Source organism: Apibacter sp. B3546 (assembly GCF_009827885.1).
Classification (GTDB): Bacteria; Bacteroidota; Bacteroidia; order Flavobacteriales; family Weeksellaceae; genus Apibacter.
This window is the reverse complement of the sequence record NZ_WINW01000004.1, coordinates 170,355-186,551: the sequence shown is the minus strand read 5'-3', so window position 1 is coordinate 186,551 and position 16,197 is coordinate 170,355. Positions and strand designations below refer to the sequence as shown.

Here is a 16,197-nt window from a genome sequence, read left to right as displayed (position 1 = left end):
TTAACTATTATATAACTATTAACTATTATTAAACTACTTTATTAAATGAGCACTAAATTACTTCAATCTCACAAAATACTTTTTTTAAATACCTTAGCCTTTACGGTTTGCTTTGCCTGTTGGACACTCAATGGCGTTTTAGTAACTTACTTAGTAGATAAAGGCATATTTGATTTTTCAGTGGTAGAAACGGGATGGCTGTTGGGTATTCCTGTTTTAACAGGGTCACTTTTACGACTTCCTATCGGAATTTTAACGGATAAATTCGGCGGTAAATATGTATTTGCAGGTTTACTTTTGTTTTGTTCCATTCCTTTATTTTTACTACCGATGGCAAAATCATTTTGGATATTTGCTTTATTAAGCTTTTTATTTGGATTTGTAGGAACAAGCTTTGCTATAGGAGTAGGGTATACCTCTGTTTGGTATCCTAAAGAATGGCAAGGAAGAGCCCTGGGAATTTTTGGAATGGGAAATGCAGGAGCAGCTTTAACCACTTTTTTTGCCCCGACTCTTTTAAATTATTTTTCAAAAAATGATCCCGATAACGGATGGAAAATGCTTCCGATAACTTATGCAACAGTGTTGTTGGTTATAGGAATTTTATTTTTACTATTTGCAAAAAATAAAAAACCGGCCGGAAATGCCAGAAATTTGAATCAGATGTTATCTCCATTAAAAAAAGGGAGAGTATGGCGTTTCGGTTTGTATTATTTGTTAGTATTCGGTTTTTTCGTAGCTTATTCTCAATGGTTGGTTCCCAATTTTATGAACGTTTACGGAACGTCTCTAGTAGTAGCAGGAATGTTTGCTTCTTACTTTAGTCTTCCTTCAGGAGTAATAAGAGCCTTTGGGGGATATCTTTCAGATAAATTTGGAGCAAGGAAAGTTATGTATTGGGTATTAGGCTCTTCTGTCGCATTAAGTTTCTTATTAATGTTCCCTAAAATGGATATTTATACGGATGGACAAGGAGTTTCTGCAGCCAAAAAAGGAATAGTAACTAAAGTTACGGCAAATAGCGTAACTGTAGACACTAAAGAATATGTAATTAAAGAAAAGGAAGATAGAGCAGATAAGAAAAAAGATATATTTCCTACTAAAGAATCTTGGCAAGAAATTGTTGTAAAAGAAAACCAGCAGGTTAATAAAAAGGATTTATTAGCTAAAGGAATTACTGAAATCAGTTTTGATGCTAATATGTGGGTTTATTTAGTATTGGTAATATGTATAGGAATTTCTTGGGGAATAGGAAAAGCGGCTGTTTACAAACATATACCTGAATATTTTCCTAATGAAGTGGGAGTTGTAGGAGGCATGGTAGGCCTTATCGGTGGATTGGGAGGATTTATCGGACCAATTATTTTTGGATATTTTCTTAATTATACAGGATTGTGGACCAGTTCTTGGATATTAATATTTATTATTTCATTAACCTGTCTAATTTGTATGCACAGAGTAATATTAAAAATGACTCGTGAGAAAATGCCTGAAATTTATAATGATATAGAAAAAAAATAAAAGAATCAAATTATAACTTAAAATAAATTCAAATATGGGTACATGGCTAAAAGAATGGAAGCCTGAAGACAATAATTTTTGGGAATCTACAGGTAAGAAAATAGCTTGGAGAACATTGACAATAACTACAATATCCCTAACACTATCATTTATCGTATGGTATTTAATGAGTGGTATTGTAACTAAACTTCCGGGTATAGGTTTTAACTTTACCGAAAAAGAGCTATTCTGGTTAGCTTCACTTCCCGGATTAGCAGCCGGAACTTTGCGTATTGTCCATACTTTCTTAATCCCAATTTACGGGACAAGACATACGGTTACATTTTCTACCTTAATAAAATTAATACCGGTAATCGGTATAGCTTTAGCAGTAATGAATCCTGAAACTCCATTTTGGGTATTTGCTGTATTGGCTTTTACCATGGGATTCGGAGGTGGAGACTTTTCATCTTTTATGCCTTCAACCAATATGTTTTTCCCGGCACGTTTAAAAGGAACAGCTTTAGGAGTACAAGCAGGTATTGGTAATTTTGGAGTAAGTATCGTACAATTTTTAACTCCGGCTTTACTGGGAGTAGCCATTGTAGGAGCTCCGGAAATTTTAAAAACTACCGATCCAATTACTCATGAAGTAACGACCAAACCGATTTATCTACAAAGCCCGGCTTTAATATATGCACCGATACTAATAATAATGACTTTAGTTTGTTGGTTTGGCTTACGAAGCATCCCTTTAAAATCATCATTTAAAGAACAATTAGGGATTTTCAAAATCAAACATACTTGGTTTTGTACAATTACTTATTTTATGACATTCGGTACTTTCTCCGGACTTGCAGCAGCATTTCCGTTAATGATAAAATCATTATATGGAGACTTTCCGGGAGCTCCGGACCCGTTAAAATATGCATTTTATGGTCCATTAATCGGTTCTGCCAGTAGAGTAGCTTTTGGATTCGTTGCAGATAAAGTAGGAGGAGCCGTATTAACAACAATTACAGGTCTAGGATTTGCCGGTTGTATTGCAGTTATGATTACTATGGGATTAGTAGCACCAACTTCCATAGATCAATTTCCTTTATTCTTAGCTATGATGTTAACCATATTCTTTTTCTCAGGAATGGGAAATGCGGGAACTTTCAGACAATTTCCTATCATTTTCAAAGATAACCCGGTACATTCTGCAGGAGTAATTGGGTGGACAGCAGCTATCGCAGCCTACGGACCGTTTATCTTTTCAATGATTATTGGAGCTGAATTACAATCATCTAAAGCTTCAGGATTGAAAAGTGTAAATTCTTTTTTCTGGGGAATACTTATATTTTCACTTTTAGCAACTGCTATAAATTGGTATTACTATCAAAGAAAAGGAGCTGAAAGACCAAGCTAAATAAATCATAAAAATTATGTTTAAATCATTTAGTACACTTAATAAACCGGCATTGTTAAAAGCAACTATTGCTACACTCTTAATTATTGCCTTAGTTTTTATAGGTTCGCGCAATCTTCAAAATTTTGACGCCGCATTAATAGCCTATTTATTTGGAGCTGTCTTTTGTGTATTTGGAGTAACCTATCGGTATTCCATTTGGTTGCAACGTCCGCCAACTAAAATGTATTGGAGACGTTCTTGGCAGTTTTTTTTCAGTAAGCATTTTATCGCTTATGCAATAAGAGGGCTTAAATTATTTTGTCAAAATATACTTTTTCAAAAATTTATATACCCGAGAGGTCGAACCCGATGGATAGGACATTTTATGTTAGCTACCGGTTGTTTGATCGCATTTTGTATAACTTTTCCGCTAACTTTCGGTTGGATACATTTTACCTTAGAATCAGGTTCAATGTCCACCTATGAAGCTCATATGTTTGGTTTTAAAGTAATGGATTTTCAATTAGGATCTTTCTTTGCTTTTTTAGTATTTCATGCTTTGGTTTGGTGTTCTATATTAGTTATCATCGGTTCAATTATGATGATGAAAAGAAGGCTTACCAACGGAGGCTTAATAGCTACGCAAACATTTGACGGAGATTGGTTACCGCTACTTTTGTTGATAGCCATATCATTAACAGGAATAGGAATTGTTTTCGACTATACCTATTTGGACGGAAAAACCAATCAATTCATGTCAGTTTCTCACGCGGTTACTGTGATATTATTTTTAGTATGGATGCCGTTTGGAAAATTTTTCCACATATTCCAACGTCCGGCGCAACTAGGTGCCAATATATATAAAACAGAAGGTATAAGACAAGGTATGGCGGTGTGTCCTCACACCAAAGAGGAATTTGCTACCAAAATGCACGTTAATGACCTTAAAACTGTTACCAAAGAATTGGGATTTGACTTTACCTTAGAAGACGGTAGCAGTCATTTAGACTATAGCCCGGAAGGAAAACGATCTGCCCTTGCAATCGCTCACCTCAAAGCTAGAAAAGAATCCGGCAGTTTCTTCGGATAATAAAATAGAAACTATAGTAATTATAATGATAAAATAAAATTAATTATATGGCTAAATTACCTGTAGATGGAGATAAAATTATAGAGCAATTTGGACCTCATAAAAATTATACACCTAAAGAAGGTTTCAAAGGAATTTCAGATCCGGATAAACTTGTAAAAACACATTGTTGTTTTTGCGGAATGCAATGTGGTATTCAGCTAAAAGTAAAAGATAATAAAGTAATCGGATTCGAACCTTGGAAAGAGTTTCCTTTTAATGAAGGAAGACTTTGTCCAAAAGGTGTTCAGCGTTATCTGCAAGATAATCATCCGGATCGATTACTTCATCCGATGCAAAGGGTTGAAAACGAAGGTTTTAAGCCTATTTCTTGGGATGATTCATTTGACAAGATAATTTCAGAAATTCATAGAATTCAAGGGCAATATGGAAACAATGCCTTTGCTATGCTTTCAGGAGTTTCACTAACCAATGAAAAGAGTTACATGATCGGTAAATTTGCTCGTGTAGCTTTAAAAACAGCTAATTTGGACTACAACGGAAGACTTTGTATGGTTAGTGCCGGTGCAGGTAATAAAAAAGCATTCGGAATGGACCGATCTTCCAACAGTTGGGCAGATTTAAAACATGCGGAAGTTATCATGGTAGCCGGAGCAAATGTGAGTGAAACGTTCCCTACTTTAACTTATCGACTTTGGGAAGCCAGAGATAACGGTGCAAAGTTAGTGGTAGTCGATCCAAGAGTCACCCCGTTTGCCAGAACTGCAGACTTACATTTAGATTTACGTCCGGGTACAGACTCTGCTTTATACGGAGCTATACTTAAAATCTTATTTGACAACGATTGGGTAGACCATGAATTTATAGAAAAACACACCTCAGGTTTAGAAGAAACCTTACAGTCAATTCAAGATCATACGGTAGAATGGGCTGAAGAGGTAACCGGTGTTTCAGCAGATAAAATACGCAAAGCAGCCGAGATATGGGGTAAAGCCAAAACCAGTTTCTTATTACATGCCAGAGGAATCGAGCAACATTCCAAAGGGGTAGATAATGTAGTTGGATGCATTAATTTAGTGTTGGCAACCGGAAGACTTGGAAAGCCTTATTGTGGTTATGGTACCATAACAGGTCAAGGAAACGGACAAGGAGGTAGAGAGCACGGACACAAATGTGATCAACTTCCCGGAAACAGAGATATAGAAAATCCTGAAGACAGAAAAATAGTATCCGAAATATGGGGAATTGATGAAAAAGATTTACCGCACAAAGGATACAGTGCTTGGGAAATTATTGAGGCAATCCATAGAGGAGAAATCAAAGGGCTTATATCCATTTGCTTTAATCCTTTAGTTTCTTTACCTAATAATAATTACGTACGTTCTGCCTTAGAAAAATTAGAATTCTATGTAGCCATAGACTTCTTTTTAAGTGAAACCGCACGTTATGCCGATTTAGTTTTAGCAGGATCCCTGCAGGAAGAAGAAGAAGGTACGGTTACCACAGCAGAAGGAAGGGTAGTTCGTGTGCGTCAATGTGTAACCCCTCCGGGAGATGCCAGAACCGATACCAGTATTATTTTGGAATTAGCCAGAAGGTTAGGAGTAGAATCTTATTTCCCGTATAAAAACAGCGAAGAAATTTTCAATGAATTGAGAGTAGCTTCCAGAAACAGTAGAGCTGATTATTATGGAATAACTTACGATCGAATTGAAAAAGAAATGGGAGTTTTTTGGCCTTGTCCTGAAATAGGACATCCGGGTACTCCTAGGCTTTGGGAAGATTATAAATTTAAAACACCTGATGGAAAAGCACATTTCAATCCGGCCCCTTATCGCTTATCTTCAGAAATGACCGATGAAGAATATCCGATTATTTTAACTACAGGACGGGTTGTTTCTCAATATCTAAGCGGTACGCAAACCAGAAGGATCGGTAAATTGGTGGACCAATATCCTGAACCTTTATTAGAAATACATCCTAATCTGGCACAAAAATACGGTATACAAGATAGTGATTTAATTCGAGTAGTAACTCGAAGAGGAGAAATGATAGTTCCTGCCAATGTTGTAGAAACCATCAGAGAAGATACCGTATTTATACCGTATCACTGGGGAGGAAAACATTCGGTGAATCAATTAACAATATCAACTTTAGATGCTGTTTCCAAAATGCCCGAATTTAAAGTATGTGCATGTAAATTAATTAATACAGGTAAAAAATTATCAAAAGAAGAAGAATCCAAAGCATTCCAAAGTTCAATTGGATAAATTAGAAAATATGGTAAGTACAGAATATAATAAAAATGTAGGCTTTTTCGTGGACATGCAAAGGTGCATTGGATGTCATGCATGTGAAATGGCGTGTGCTGAGTGTGAAACTAACGGACAGGACAGTATGATCAATATCCATTATGTTGATCGTAAACATACCATACAAACCACTGTACAGGTTTGTATGCATTGCGATGATCCCGTTTGTGCTAATGTTTGTCCGGCTGATGCCATAACTAAAGATACTTTCGGTGTGGTACATTCAGCAAATACTTCTCGTTGTATCGGATGTTCTAACTGCGTAATGGCTTGTCCATTCGGAGTACCTAAAAAAATGGAAGAAGCAGAACTAATGATGAAATGTAATATGTGTTACGACCGTACCAGTGCAGGACTAAAACCTATGTGCGCAACGGTTTGTCCAAGTGGAGCACTATTCTATGGAACTTTAGAAGAAATAGAAGCAAAACGTCCGAACAGTACACCGGTGAATAAGTTTATTTTTGGTAAACAAGAAGTAGTTACCAAAGTAAATATTATGATGCCAAAAGGAAGTACCGAGTTAAAAGTTCACTAATAATATTGAAGAAAATGTCAAAAAAAGATAAAGAGAAACCCATTTGGAAAACAGATTTTCCTATAAAGCAGGATGAAGCAACGCATGTTTCAAGAAGAGAATTTGCAAAGTTTTTATGCCTACTATCCGGTGGATTGGCTATAGGAAACGGTGCAATAGCTGCTAAATCTTTATTATTTCCTAAAAAAAGGCTGGATGAAGAATATTTTGTTTGTAACTCAACAGAAGTTCCTATTGGAAAGATGAAAGCCTTTGTAATTAATGAAAACCATAAAGTACCCTATATACTTATACATTTAGGTGAAGATAAATGGAGATGTTTTGAACAAAAATGCACTCATTTATCTTGTGCGGTATTATATGATCACGATCAAAATAAAATCGTTTGTCCTTGTCATAAAGGGTTTTTTAATCCTGAAACAGGAGAAGTACTGCAAGGTCCGCCACCAAGACCCTTACCTCAACTGTCTGTTGTAATAAGAGATGGAAAAGTATACGTAACAGATAAAGATAAAGCCTAAGAATATGAATAATTTCAAAGAAGTTCAAAATTCAGCAAATTCAAATAAAATTAATACATTAATGTCTGCAATTATTGTTATATTAATATTAATTTTAACCTTGCAGGTATGGATGATGTATGGAGCATTGAACAATGCGTTAGATGATAACCAGGCGTTTGCATGGGCAACATTTGGAGGTTCGGTTTTTCTTTTCATCTCAGCCGTCTTTTTACTAAGATATTTACCGGAACCACCTAAAAATCTAAAAAAAGATCCGAATAATAAATATGAATAAACTAGTTGATAGTTATAATCGAATTCATAATTATTTGAGAATTTCTCTTACAGACAGTTGTAATTTCCGTTGTATTTACTGCATGCCCAATGAAAAAATGCAGTGTTTGCCTTACGGAAAATTAATGAGTCCGGAAGAAATTTTCAGCATAGCTAAAACGTTTACTAAATATCAAATAAATAAAATACGTCTTACCGGAGGAGAACCTTTGGTAAGACGTGATTTTGAAGAAATAGTTAAAAGGTTGTCTACTTTACCGGTAGAATTGAATTTAACAACCAACGGGATTCTTTTACATAAGTATGCGGATTTATTAAAAGAGATAGGATTGCATACAGTAAATATCAGCATTGACAGTTTACAAGAAGAAAAATTTAAATTCCTTACAAAGCGTAATGCATTCTCTCAAGTTTGGAATAATATTTTACTTTTCGTAAACCGAGGTTTTCAGGTTAAACTCAACACGGTACTAATGAAAAATGTTAATGATGACGAAATAAAAGATTTCATTTCATTAACTAAAAATTTTCCAATACAGGTTCGTTTTATAGAATTTATGCCCTTTAATGGAAATCAATGGGAAAAAAATAAGGTTATTACTATGGACGAAATGTTGGATGAAATAGATTCTCATTTTATTTATGAGAAAATTCAGGATCACAATCACGATACAACCAAAAAATTTAAAGTTAAAGGATATGAAGGAACTTTTGCCTTTATAACAACCATGAGTCAACCTTTTTGTCAAGGATGTAATAGAATGAGAATTACCGCTGACGGAAAGATGAAAAATTGTCTCTTTGGAAAAGATGAATTTGATATTTTAGGAACCTTACGAAAAGGAGAAGATATTGAACCGCTCATACAATCTTTTCTAAAAAACAAACATAAAAAAATGGGAGGTCAATTTGAAAATTTTATAAAATTAAATCCCGAATATCTTAAAAACAGGAGTATGATTAAAATTGGCGGTTAACTTTTCTTTTCGATATGCCAAAAAAAACCTATTGAAACATGAATGAATTTATAACAGTATCTGAGGCGAGAACCCTTATTTCCAACGAAATACGTATTAAATGTCCCATTCGTGAGAAGAATTTGAGCGATTCTTTGCATTCGTATATAGCTAAACCGATATATGCACCCATAGACGTACCGAATTTTACCAATTCAGCGATGGACGGATACGCTTTTTGTTATCAAGATTGGGTGGATAAAAACGAAATAACGGTTAAATACGTCATACAAGCGGGACAAACTGAATTGCCAACTCTAAAAAGAGGAGAAGCAGCTCGAATATTTACCGGAGCAATGATTCCGATCGGTGCAGATATAGTAGTCATGCAAGAAAAAGCAACCGTTGAAAATAATAAATTAATAGTTCAAAAAGGAGAATTTCAAAAAGGAGATAATATACGCCCCATAGGTTCTCAAACAAAAAAGGGTGAGTTAGTGGCAGCAGAAAACACATTGATTACACCGGGCGTTATAGGTATGTTAGCAGGTTTTGGAATTGAAAAGGTACACGTTTTTTCTTCACCAAAAATTGGTATTATTGTTACAGGGAATGAATTAGTTACAGCTGGAACACCTTTGAAAAAAGGACAAATATATGAGAGTAACTCAATTACGCTGCAATCTGCTTTAAAAGAAATGGATATTTCAGTTGAATTTATAGTAAAAGTTTCTGATGATAAAGAAAAAACATTTCATGAAATCCAAACAAGAACAGCTGAAGTTGATGTATTATTGCTTACAGGAGGTATTTCTGTAGGAGATTATGACTATGTAAAAGAAAGCTTAGAAAGAGCAGAGATACATCAACTTTTTTATAAAATTCAGCAAAAACCGGGTAAACCACTATATTTTGGTAAAAAAGATCAACATTATGTATTTGCCTTACCCGGTAATCCCGCATCCGTTTTAACGTGTTTTTATCAATATGTTCGTCCTTTCTTAAAAGGATTTAAAGGAGAAAATCATATTTTCAATTCCTATGAAGATGCCCAGTTGCTAAACGACTTTAACAAAAAAAATAAACTCACTAATTTTTTAAAAGGGCATTTAGAAAATGGAGAGGTAAGTATAACATCCTCTCAAGAATCCTATAAAATGAACTCATTCAGTAGCGCGAATTGTATAGTAGAAATATCGGGAGAGGAAAGAATGATCCGTCAAGGGGAAAAAGTTACAGTATGGAGAATTTAAAAATAGAAGGATATATTTGGTTAGAAACTACCCACGGCTTAAAAATAGGCAGGGGACGGGCCGAATTATTGAACAGTATTGAGGAAACCGGATCTATAGCCGCTGCGGCCAGAGAAATCGGTATACCTTATAGAAAAGCATGGGGAATGGTAAGAGAAATGAACGAATATTCCAATACACCGCTGGTTTTTAAAAATCTGGGAGGTAAAAATGGGGGAGGTGCTTTCTTGACAAAAGAAGGGAAAAAAATTGTGGAAGAATATAAAAAAATAAACGGACAGTTTAATTTGTTTAAAACCAAAACTTTATAACAATGGAAGCTTATATCCTTGCAGGAGGAAAAAGTACTCGCATGGGAGAGGATAAAGGTTTAAAAAAACTAAACGGAATTCCTATAATACAATACAGCATTGAAGTTTTATCCCAATGTTTTCCATCGGTTAAAATTAATACGGATAAAGAAGAATATAAACAATTCGGTTTAGAATTGGTTGCAGATAAGATTAAAAATAAAGGACCATTGGGAGGAATTCATGCAGCATTAGATTACTCAAAGAAAGATGTATTTGTTGTAAGTTGTGATATGCCTTTTATTACCTCCGAAGCAATTAATTATCTAGTTGACAACCTCAGTACAAATTTAGCCACCATTGCAAGTTATAGCGGAAGAATTCAACCTTTGTTTGGAATATATACCTATGATGCACTACAATTTATAGAAGATAAACTAGCCCATAACCAATTAAAATTGACGGAATTTATTATAGAATCCGAATCTAAAGTAATTGACCTAACTGAGATAATTGAAAAAGATATCTTTTCAAATATAAATACCCAAGAAGAATTTAAGAAAATCGAAAAAAATTTTAAAACAATATGAATATTAAAATTTTCGGGAAATTAACCGATATTTTTCATTCTGAAAAATATCAACTAAATGATAAAGTTAATACTGTTTCAGAGCTTAAAGAAATATTGGAAACTTATTTTCCTGAATTAAAATCATTAAATTATTTGATTATTGTTAATAACCAAAATACAAAAGAAACAGACCCGATTTCGGAAGGTGCAGAAATAGCTTTACTTCCGCCATATTCCGGAGGATAAAAATTTAATTTAATCAATCGATGGATTTTAAAAGATATAACAGACAAATAATTTTGTCCGGATTTGGTCTGGAAGCCCAGAATAAACTTTGTAAGTCTCGTGTATTGGTGGTGGGAGCTGGAGGATTGGGTTGCCCCGTGCTTCAATATTTAGCTTCAGCCGGAGTTGGACAATTGGGAATTGTTGATTATGACACTGTTGAATTGACCAATTTACATAGACAAATTTTATTTAAAGAAGGCGATATAGGAAAGTTTAAATCGGAAGCAGCAAAAGAAAGGCTTGAAGAAATGAACTCAACTATTAAAATTACCTCCTTCACAGAAAAGGTTACTTCAAAAAACGTTTATAAACTTATAAATTTCTATGAAATCGTTGTAGATTGTACAGATAATTTTCAGGTACGGTACCTTCTTAATGATATTTGTACCTTAAAAAATATTCCCTTAGTATATGGAGCCATTTACCAATATGAAGGTCAAGTTTCTGTATTCAATGTGGAAAAAGATAAAATGAAAACCAATTACAGAGATTTGTTTCCTGATCCACCCAAACCTTCAGAAGTTCCAACCTGCAATGAGACAGGAGTTTTGGGCACTCTGACGGGTATAATTGGCACTATTCAAGCCCAAGAAGTTATAAAATTAATTACAGGTATCGGAGAACCTTTAGTACATAAATTAATGATATTTAACATCTTGTATTATAGTACTCGAATTATTAATTTTGCCGAGTCGGAAAAAAATTCTACTCCAAAAAATGAAGATGAATTTAAAACAGTCGATTATGAATGTAGTTGTGGAATTTTTTCATCCGAAAATGAAATTGAAAATCTTTCCCGGTTGGAAGAAGTACTTTCCAATGAAAAATCGATACTGGTTGATGTAAGAAATGAAAATGAACTACCCAAAATTTCCGGTTTCGACTATATACAAATTCCGTTGTCTGTGATTGAAGAAAATATACCTATTCTTGAAAAATTTGACACAATTGTATTTGTTTGTAAAACGGGAATACGCAGCAGCCGAGCTGTCGAGATAGCCAAAGAATTGTTTCCCAATAAAGCTGTATGGCATATTCGAAACGGAATTGACACGATTTTTTAAATAGAAAATTATATGAAAAAAATATATCCATTTTTAGAGGGAGCTATACCCGCTGAATTTATTTCTGAAAGTATTCAAAGCCATACTCATAAAAAAGATATTGGAGGACATAGTATTTTTTTAGGACAAGTTAGAGCAGATATAGTTGAAGGAAAGGAAGTTGAAGGAATAGAATTTACCGCCTATCAAGAAATGGCCGTTGAAAAACTTTCACAACTACGGGAAGAAATATTTTCTAAATATGATTTGTTGTGCATGCATGTATATCATAGCCTCGGTTTGGTAAAAAAAGGCGGAATTTGTCTTTTTGTTTTTACATCATCTAAACATAGAAAACCTGCTATGCTGGCTTGTGACGAATTAGTTGAGAGAATAAAGAAAGAACTTCCCATTTGGGGTAAAGAAATATTTAGCGATAACAGCTACCAATGGAAAGAAAACAAACAATAAAACCATGAAAAAACCTTTAATTAGCTCTTTACATGCAGGTAAAATACAACGCTTGGCTAACACAGAATATCAAAGCGCCATTAACAAAAAAAAAGTTACCGACTCGCAAAAGGTATCCAAATTGGTATTAATTAATGATGAACAGAGTGATAAGATCAATCATGGAGGAGAAGAAAAAGCGGTACATCAATATGCCTTTGAAAATTATGAATATTGGAAAACGTCTTTGCCTGAACTTCCTTTATTAGAGAAATCAGGAGCATTCGGCGAAAATATTTCCTCATTAGGAATGACGGAAGAAACGGTTATGATCGGAGATATTTATAAAATAGGCAGCTGCGTGTTAGAAGTAAGTCAAGCCAGACAACCGTGTTGGAAATTAAATTATCATTTTCAATGCAGTGATATGTCGCTTAGAGTACAAGAAAGTTTAAAAACAGGATGGTATTATCGTGTATTGGAAGAAGGAAGTTTGAAACAAGGAGATACTATTGAGCTAATAGATCGGCCATACCCCGAGTATAGTTTAACCTATTTATTAACTATTTTATATAAAAAAGAAAATTGTTTAGATAAGGAAATTTTAAACAAATTATTAAAGATAAAATCATTAGCACTAAGTTGGAAAAAAATATTTAGCAATCGTTTAGAAAATGGAACCATTGAAAATTGGGAAAAACGGTTGTTTAAATAGAGAAAATTAATTATTAACTAAAATTAAATTTATGAAACACAAAAAAATTTGGTATTTGTTGTTTTTTAGTTTAGGGAGTTTAAGTCTCTTAACTGCACAGAAAATTAAAATTGACGGAGAACTGAGAACCAGAGGAGAATTAAGAAGTGGTTTTCGTAAGCCTTTGGCAGATTCTTTAGATGCTGCTTATGTGAATAACTTAAGGGTACGATTGGGTGCTACTTATTCTGAAAAAGATTATAAAGTTAAAATTACTTTACAAGATACGGAAACGTATGGATCAAATGGAATAAATAAAACCGGAAATAATTTAGGAGTATACGAAGCTTGGGCAGAATATTTCTTTACCCCTGAATTTTCAGGAGTTTTAGGACGTCAAATATTAGAATATGACGACAAGCGTCTTTTTTCATCCGGTAACTGGAGCAATACCCCTAATGCACATGACCTTTTAAAATTAAAATACGAAACCTCTAAATTTAAAGCACATGTCGGAGGAGGTTGGAACAATGCAGCAGATGTCCTTTATGAATCTGTGTATGACAAAAGTTATAAATCATTATTCTATACTTGGTTATATAAACCAATTGGAAAATTTACAGCTTCTGCCATATGGGTTAATGAAGGTTTCCAAAAAGGAGAAGTTCCTGAAGAAGTAAAAACTTCTATCTTTAGAAATACAGTAGGAGCTAACTTTGGATTAGATGATCGCAGCATTCCTTTTTCATTTTATGCAACCGGATATTACCAGTTTGGATATGACAGATCTGACAGTAAATTAGATGCTTCTTTATTAGCATTGAAAACTAAGTACAGATTCTCCGATTTCATTTCAGCTAACGTAGGGGTTGATTATTATTCAGGTTCCAAATCCACGTTATCAAAATCTAAAGATCACACCTTTAATAAACTTTATGGAGCTAACCATTCTTTTAATGGATCTATGGAGTATTGGGCAACCTTACCTAAGCAAGGGTTACTTGATTTATACGGTGGAGTGTCTATAAAAGCAAATTCAAAATTAAGTTTTGACGGAGGATTCCATACTTTCTCAACTGCTGAAAAAATGGATAACCGAAATAACAAAGGCATAGGATCTGAAATAGATTTATTGGCAGATTATACAGTTTCTCAAACATTATCTTTACAAGCAGGTTGGAGTACTTATATGAAAAACAAAGGAACAAGAATACTAAAAGATCAATTGGGAGTTGATACCAAGTTTCCACAATGGGCTTATATCATGATTACTTTCAAACCGGTATTCTTTTCAACCAAAGCAGAAAAATAATTTTAAAAAATAAATAAGTGGTAAATATAACGCATAAAAGTAATTCTTTACGAAAAGCCATAGCTCAAGCGGTGGTTAAGGTGGGATCTCAACAAACTATTCAAACTATTAAGGATAACAAAGTTCCCAAAGGAAATATTTTTGAAATGGCAAAAGTTGCCGGATTATTTGCGGCAAAGAAAACAAGTGACATGATTCCTGATTGTCATCCGTTGCCCATAGAATATACTTCCATAACCTATGAAATGAAAGAGTTAGAGATTTATATTTATGCTGAAATACATACCATTTATAAGACAGGAGTTGAAGTGGAAGCTATGCATGCGGCATCGGTAGTTGCCCTAACGATGTATGATATGCTTAAACCCATTGATAAGAATGTCGAAATCCAACAAATTAAATTACTGGAAAAAAGAGGAGGAAAATCAGATAAAAGCAATTCATTTGATTTACCATTAACTGCATCCATATTGGTTTGTTCTGACAGCATTTCTAAGGGTGATAAAAAAGACCGTGCTGGTAAAGTAATTATGGAAAAACTTCAAACCATAGGAGTAGATGTTTCCGATTATGAAATTATTCCGGACGAAAAAGAGGATATACAAACCAAAATTAGAGAATATCACCGGAAAGGAGTAAATTTAATTTTGGTAACCGGCGGTACCGGATTATCTAAGAGGGATGTTACGCCTGAAGCGGTTCAACCTTTACTGGAAAGAGAAATTCCGGGAGTGGCTGAAGCGATAAGAAGCTATGGGCAAAACAGAACGCCTTTAGCCATGTTATCCAGAAGCATAGCCGGATTAATCGGAAATACCTTAGTAATTACTATGCCGGGTTCTACCAAAGGAGCAGAAGAATCTATGGATGCAGTTTTTCCTTCGATACTGCATATTTTCAAAATAATTGAAGGAGCACAACACTAAAAATTTTATATAATCATGAAACGTAAGCTAGTTTTTTTGCCGATATTACTATTTTTATTCGGCTTAATATCTTGTACAAAAGAACGTAAAGCTACTATTGCCGCTGCTGCTAATTTAAGATATGTACTGGAAGAAATTAAAGAACAATATCTTAAAGATTACCCGGGCGCAGATCTCCAAATTACTTATGGATCTTCAGGAACTCTAACCCAACAAATTATTAATGGAGCCCCTTTTGATCTCTTTATGTCTGCAGATACTAAATTTCCCGGCAAATTAGAAGATCGAGGGTTAACTTCTGCATCGGCAGTTAACTATTGTTACGGAAGAGTAGCCATGTGGAGTTCTACATTGAATTTATCGCAAGGATTGTCAGCCGTTTTATTACCGGAAGTTAAAAAAATAGCCATTGCTAATCCGGACAATGCTCCCTATGGTTTAAATTCTGTTAATGCACTTAAAAAGGAGGATTTATACGATAAAATAAGTAAACGTATTGTATGGGGAGAAAATATTAATCAGACGGCTCAATATGCATTTTCAGGAAATGCAGAAATAGGGTTTATTGCTTTATCGCTGGCCTTAGCACCCGAAATGAAAAATAAGGGGCACTATTATGTATTACCGGAAGATATATGTCCACCGATAGCACAAGCTGCCGTACTTATAAACGGATGGGAAAAAAACGGTGAAGCTTCTCGTTTCTTGGATTATATTATCAGTTCCAAATGTGACAATATTTGGAAAAAATACGGATACGGTTTAGCAAAAAAAGATTAATTAA

Annotated in this window: 18 protein-coding genes; all 18 read left to right on the top strand. The window is 34.3% G+C overall.

What is annotated here, in order from left to right:
• The first annotated feature begins 45 nt into the window (after positions 1-45).
• The 18 genes from GFU93_RS04095 to modA are packed head-to-tail and all read left to right on the top strand — an operon-like array spanning position 46 to position 16,193.
• Entirely contained in the window at positions 46-1,521 is a 1,476-nt protein-coding gene (locus GFU93_RS04095; protein WP_160567470.1) for a nitrate/nitrite transporter, read from the top strand.
• A 34-nt stretch (positions 1,522-1,555) separates the two neighbouring features.
• Entirely contained in the window at positions 1,556-2,911 is a 1,356-nt protein-coding gene (locus tag GFU93_RS04090; protein ID WP_105297387.1) for an MFS transporter, read from the top strand.
• A gap of 16 nt (positions 2,912-2,927) precedes the next feature.
• Complete coding sequence (locus tag GFU93_RS04085; protein WP_160542293.1) at positions 2,928-3,983, top strand: respiratory nitrate reductase subunit gamma; 1,056 nt, start codon at positions 2,928-2,930, stop codon at positions 3,981-3,983.
• A 47-nt stretch (positions 3,984-4,030) separates the two neighbouring features.
• On the top strand, positions 4,031-6,253 hold the full coding sequence (locus GFU93_RS04080) for a molybdopterin oxidoreductase family protein (protein WP_160567468.1): 2,223 nt from the start codon (positions 4,031-4,033) through the stop codon (positions 6,251-6,253).
• Positions 6,254-6,263: 10 nt separating this feature from the next.
• Positions 6,264-6,833, top strand: coding sequence for a 4Fe-4S dicluster domain-containing protein (locus tag GFU93_RS04075; RefSeq protein WP_105297390.1), 570 nt, complete (start codon positions 6,264-6,266; stop codon positions 6,831-6,833).
• Between the two features lie 14 nt (positions 6,834-6,847).
• The gene (locus GFU93_RS04070) at positions 6,848-7,354 is read left to right on the top strand and encodes a Rieske (2Fe-2S) protein (RefSeq protein ID WP_105297391.1); all 507 of its coding nucleotides are present in this window, start codon (positions 6,848-6,850) and stop codon (positions 7,352-7,354) included.
• Positions 7,355-7,358: 4 nt separating this feature from the next.
• Positions 7,359-7,631, top strand: a complete 273-nt coding sequence (locus GFU93_RS04065; protein WP_160567466.1) for a DUF6755 family protein — start codon at positions 7,359-7,361, stop codon at positions 7,629-7,631.
• Complete coding sequence (gene moaA / locus GFU93_RS04060) at positions 7,624-8,607, top strand: GTP 3',8-cyclase MoaA (RefSeq protein ID WP_160567465.1); 984 nt, start codon at positions 7,624-7,626, stop codon at positions 8,605-8,607. The genes GFU93_RS04065 and moaA overlap by 8 nt, the downstream gene beginning before the upstream one ends.
• 38 nt (positions 8,608-8,645) lie before the next feature.
• Positions 8,646-9,839, top strand: a complete 1,194-nt coding sequence (locus GFU93_RS04055; RefSeq protein WP_160567463.1) for a molybdopterin molybdotransferase MoeA — start codon at positions 8,646-8,648, stop codon at positions 9,837-9,839.
• Complete coding sequence (locus tag GFU93_RS04050) at positions 9,827-10,150, top strand: winged helix-turn-helix domain-containing protein (protein ID WP_160567461.1); 324 nt, start codon at positions 9,827-9,829, stop codon at positions 10,148-10,150. Before GFU93_RS04055 ends, GFU93_RS04050 begins: the two co-directional genes overlap by 13 nt.
• Before the next feature lie 2 nt (positions 10,151-10,152).
• Positions 10,153-10,719, top strand: coding sequence for a molybdenum cofactor guanylyltransferase (locus GFU93_RS04045; protein ID WP_160567459.1), 567 nt, complete (start codon positions 10,153-10,155; stop codon positions 10,717-10,719).
• Positions 10,716-10,946, top strand: coding sequence for a MoaD/ThiS family protein (locus tag GFU93_RS04040; RefSeq protein ID WP_160567457.1), 231 nt, complete (start codon positions 10,716-10,718; stop codon positions 10,944-10,946). The genes GFU93_RS04045 and GFU93_RS04040 overlap by 4 nt, the downstream gene beginning before the upstream one ends.
• 20 nt (positions 10,947-10,966) lie before the next feature.
• The gene (gene moeB / locus GFU93_RS04035; RefSeq protein WP_160567456.1) at positions 10,967-12,052 is read left to right on the top strand and encodes a HesA/MoeB/ThiF family protein; all 1,086 of its coding nucleotides are present in this window, start codon (positions 10,967-10,969) and stop codon (positions 12,050-12,052) included.
• Positions 12,053-12,064: 12 nt separating this feature from the next.
• Positions 12,065-12,502 (top strand): molybdenum cofactor biosynthesis protein MoaE, encoded by a 438-nt coding sequence (locus GFU93_RS04030; RefSeq protein WP_105297399.1) that lies wholly within the window; start codon positions 12,065-12,067, stop codon positions 12,500-12,502.
• Positions 12,503-12,506: 4 nt separating this feature from the next.
• The gene (locus GFU93_RS04025) at positions 12,507-13,196 is read left to right on the top strand and encodes an MOSC domain-containing protein (protein ID WP_160567454.1); all 690 of its coding nucleotides are present in this window, start codon (positions 12,507-12,509) and stop codon (positions 13,194-13,196) included.
• A gap of 31 nt (positions 13,197-13,227) precedes the next feature.
• Positions 13,228-14,487 carry an alginate export family protein gene (locus GFU93_RS04020; RefSeq protein WP_160567452.1) on the top strand — a complete coding sequence of 420 codons (1,260 nt, stop codon included), beginning with the start codon at positions 13,228-13,230 and terminating at the stop codon, positions 14,485-14,487.
• 17 nt (positions 14,488-14,504) lie between these two features.
• Positions 14,505-15,413, top strand: coding sequence for a bifunctional molybdenum cofactor biosynthesis protein MoaC/MoaB (gene moaCB / locus GFU93_RS04015; RefSeq protein WP_160542283.1), 909 nt, complete (start codon positions 14,505-14,507; stop codon positions 15,411-15,413).
• 15 nt (positions 15,414-15,428) lie between these two features.
• Entirely contained in the window at positions 15,429-16,193 is a 765-nt protein-coding gene (gene modA / locus GFU93_RS04010) for a molybdate ABC transporter substrate-binding protein (protein ID WP_105297402.1), read from the top strand.
• Positions 16,194-16,197: the final 4 nt, after the last annotated feature.

Excerpts from the sequence above, each read along its gene's own strand:
- GFU93_RS04055 (WP_160567463.1), top strand. The coding sequence starts at position 8,646 with ATGAATGAATTTATAACAGTATCTGAGGCGAGAACCCTTATTTCCAAC.
- GFU93_RS04075 (WP_105297390.1), top strand. The coding sequence starts at position 6,264 with ATGGTAAGTACAGAATATAATAAAAATGTAGGCTTTTTCGTGGACATG.
- GFU93_RS04030 (WP_105297399.1), top strand. The coding sequence starts at position 12,065 with ATGAAAAAAATATATCCATTTTTAGAGGGAGCTATACCCGCTGAATTT.
- GFU93_RS04095 (WP_160567470.1), top strand. The coding sequence starts at position 46 with ATGAGCACTAAATTACTTCAATCTCACAAAATACTTTTTTTAAATACC.
- GFU93_RS04065 (WP_160567466.1), top strand. The coding sequence starts at position 7,359 with ATGAATAATTTCAAAGAAGTTCAAAATTCAGCAAATTCAAATAAAATT.
- GFU93_RS04070 (WP_105297391.1), top strand. The coding sequence starts at position 6,848 with ATGTCAAAAAAAGATAAAGAGAAACCCATTTGGAAAACAGATTTTCCT.
- GFU93_RS04045 (WP_160567459.1), top strand. The coding sequence starts at position 10,153 with ATGGAAGCTTATATCCTTGCAGGAGGAAAAAGTACTCGCATGGGAGAG.
- moeB (WP_160567456.1), top strand. The coding sequence starts at position 10,967 with ATGGATTTTAAAAGATATAACAGACAAATAATTTTGTCCGGATTTGGT.
- GFU93_RS04020 (WP_160567452.1), top strand. The coding sequence starts at position 13,228 with ATGAAACACAAAAAAATTTGGTATTTGTTGTTTTTTAGTTTAGGGAGT.
- GFU93_RS04050 (WP_160567461.1), top strand. The coding sequence starts at position 9,827 with ATGGAGAATTTAAAAATAGAAGGATATATTTGGTTAGAAACTACCCAC.
- modA (WP_105297402.1), top strand. The coding sequence starts at position 15,429 with ATGAAACGTAAGCTAGTTTTTTTGCCGATATTACTATTTTTATTCGGC.
- GFU93_RS04085 (WP_160542293.1), top strand. The coding sequence starts at position 2,928 with ATGTTTAAATCATTTAGTACACTTAATAAACCGGCATTGTTAAAAGCA.
- GFU93_RS04040 (WP_160567457.1), top strand. The coding sequence starts at position 10,716 with ATGAATATTAAAATTTTCGGGAAATTAACCGATATTTTTCATTCTGAA.
- GFU93_RS04025 (WP_160567454.1), top strand. The coding sequence starts at position 12,507 with ATGAAAAAACCTTTAATTAGCTCTTTACATGCAGGTAAAATACAACGC.
- GFU93_RS04090 (WP_105297387.1), top strand. The coding sequence starts at position 1,556 with ATGGGTACATGGCTAAAAGAATGGAAGCCTGAAGACAATAATTTTTGG.
- GFU93_RS04080 (WP_160567468.1), top strand. The coding sequence starts at position 4,031 with ATGGCTAAATTACCTGTAGATGGAGATAAAATTATAGAGCAATTTGGA.
- moaA (WP_160567465.1), top strand. The coding sequence starts at position 7,624 with ATGAATAAACTAGTTGATAGTTATAATCGAATTCATAATTATTTGAGA.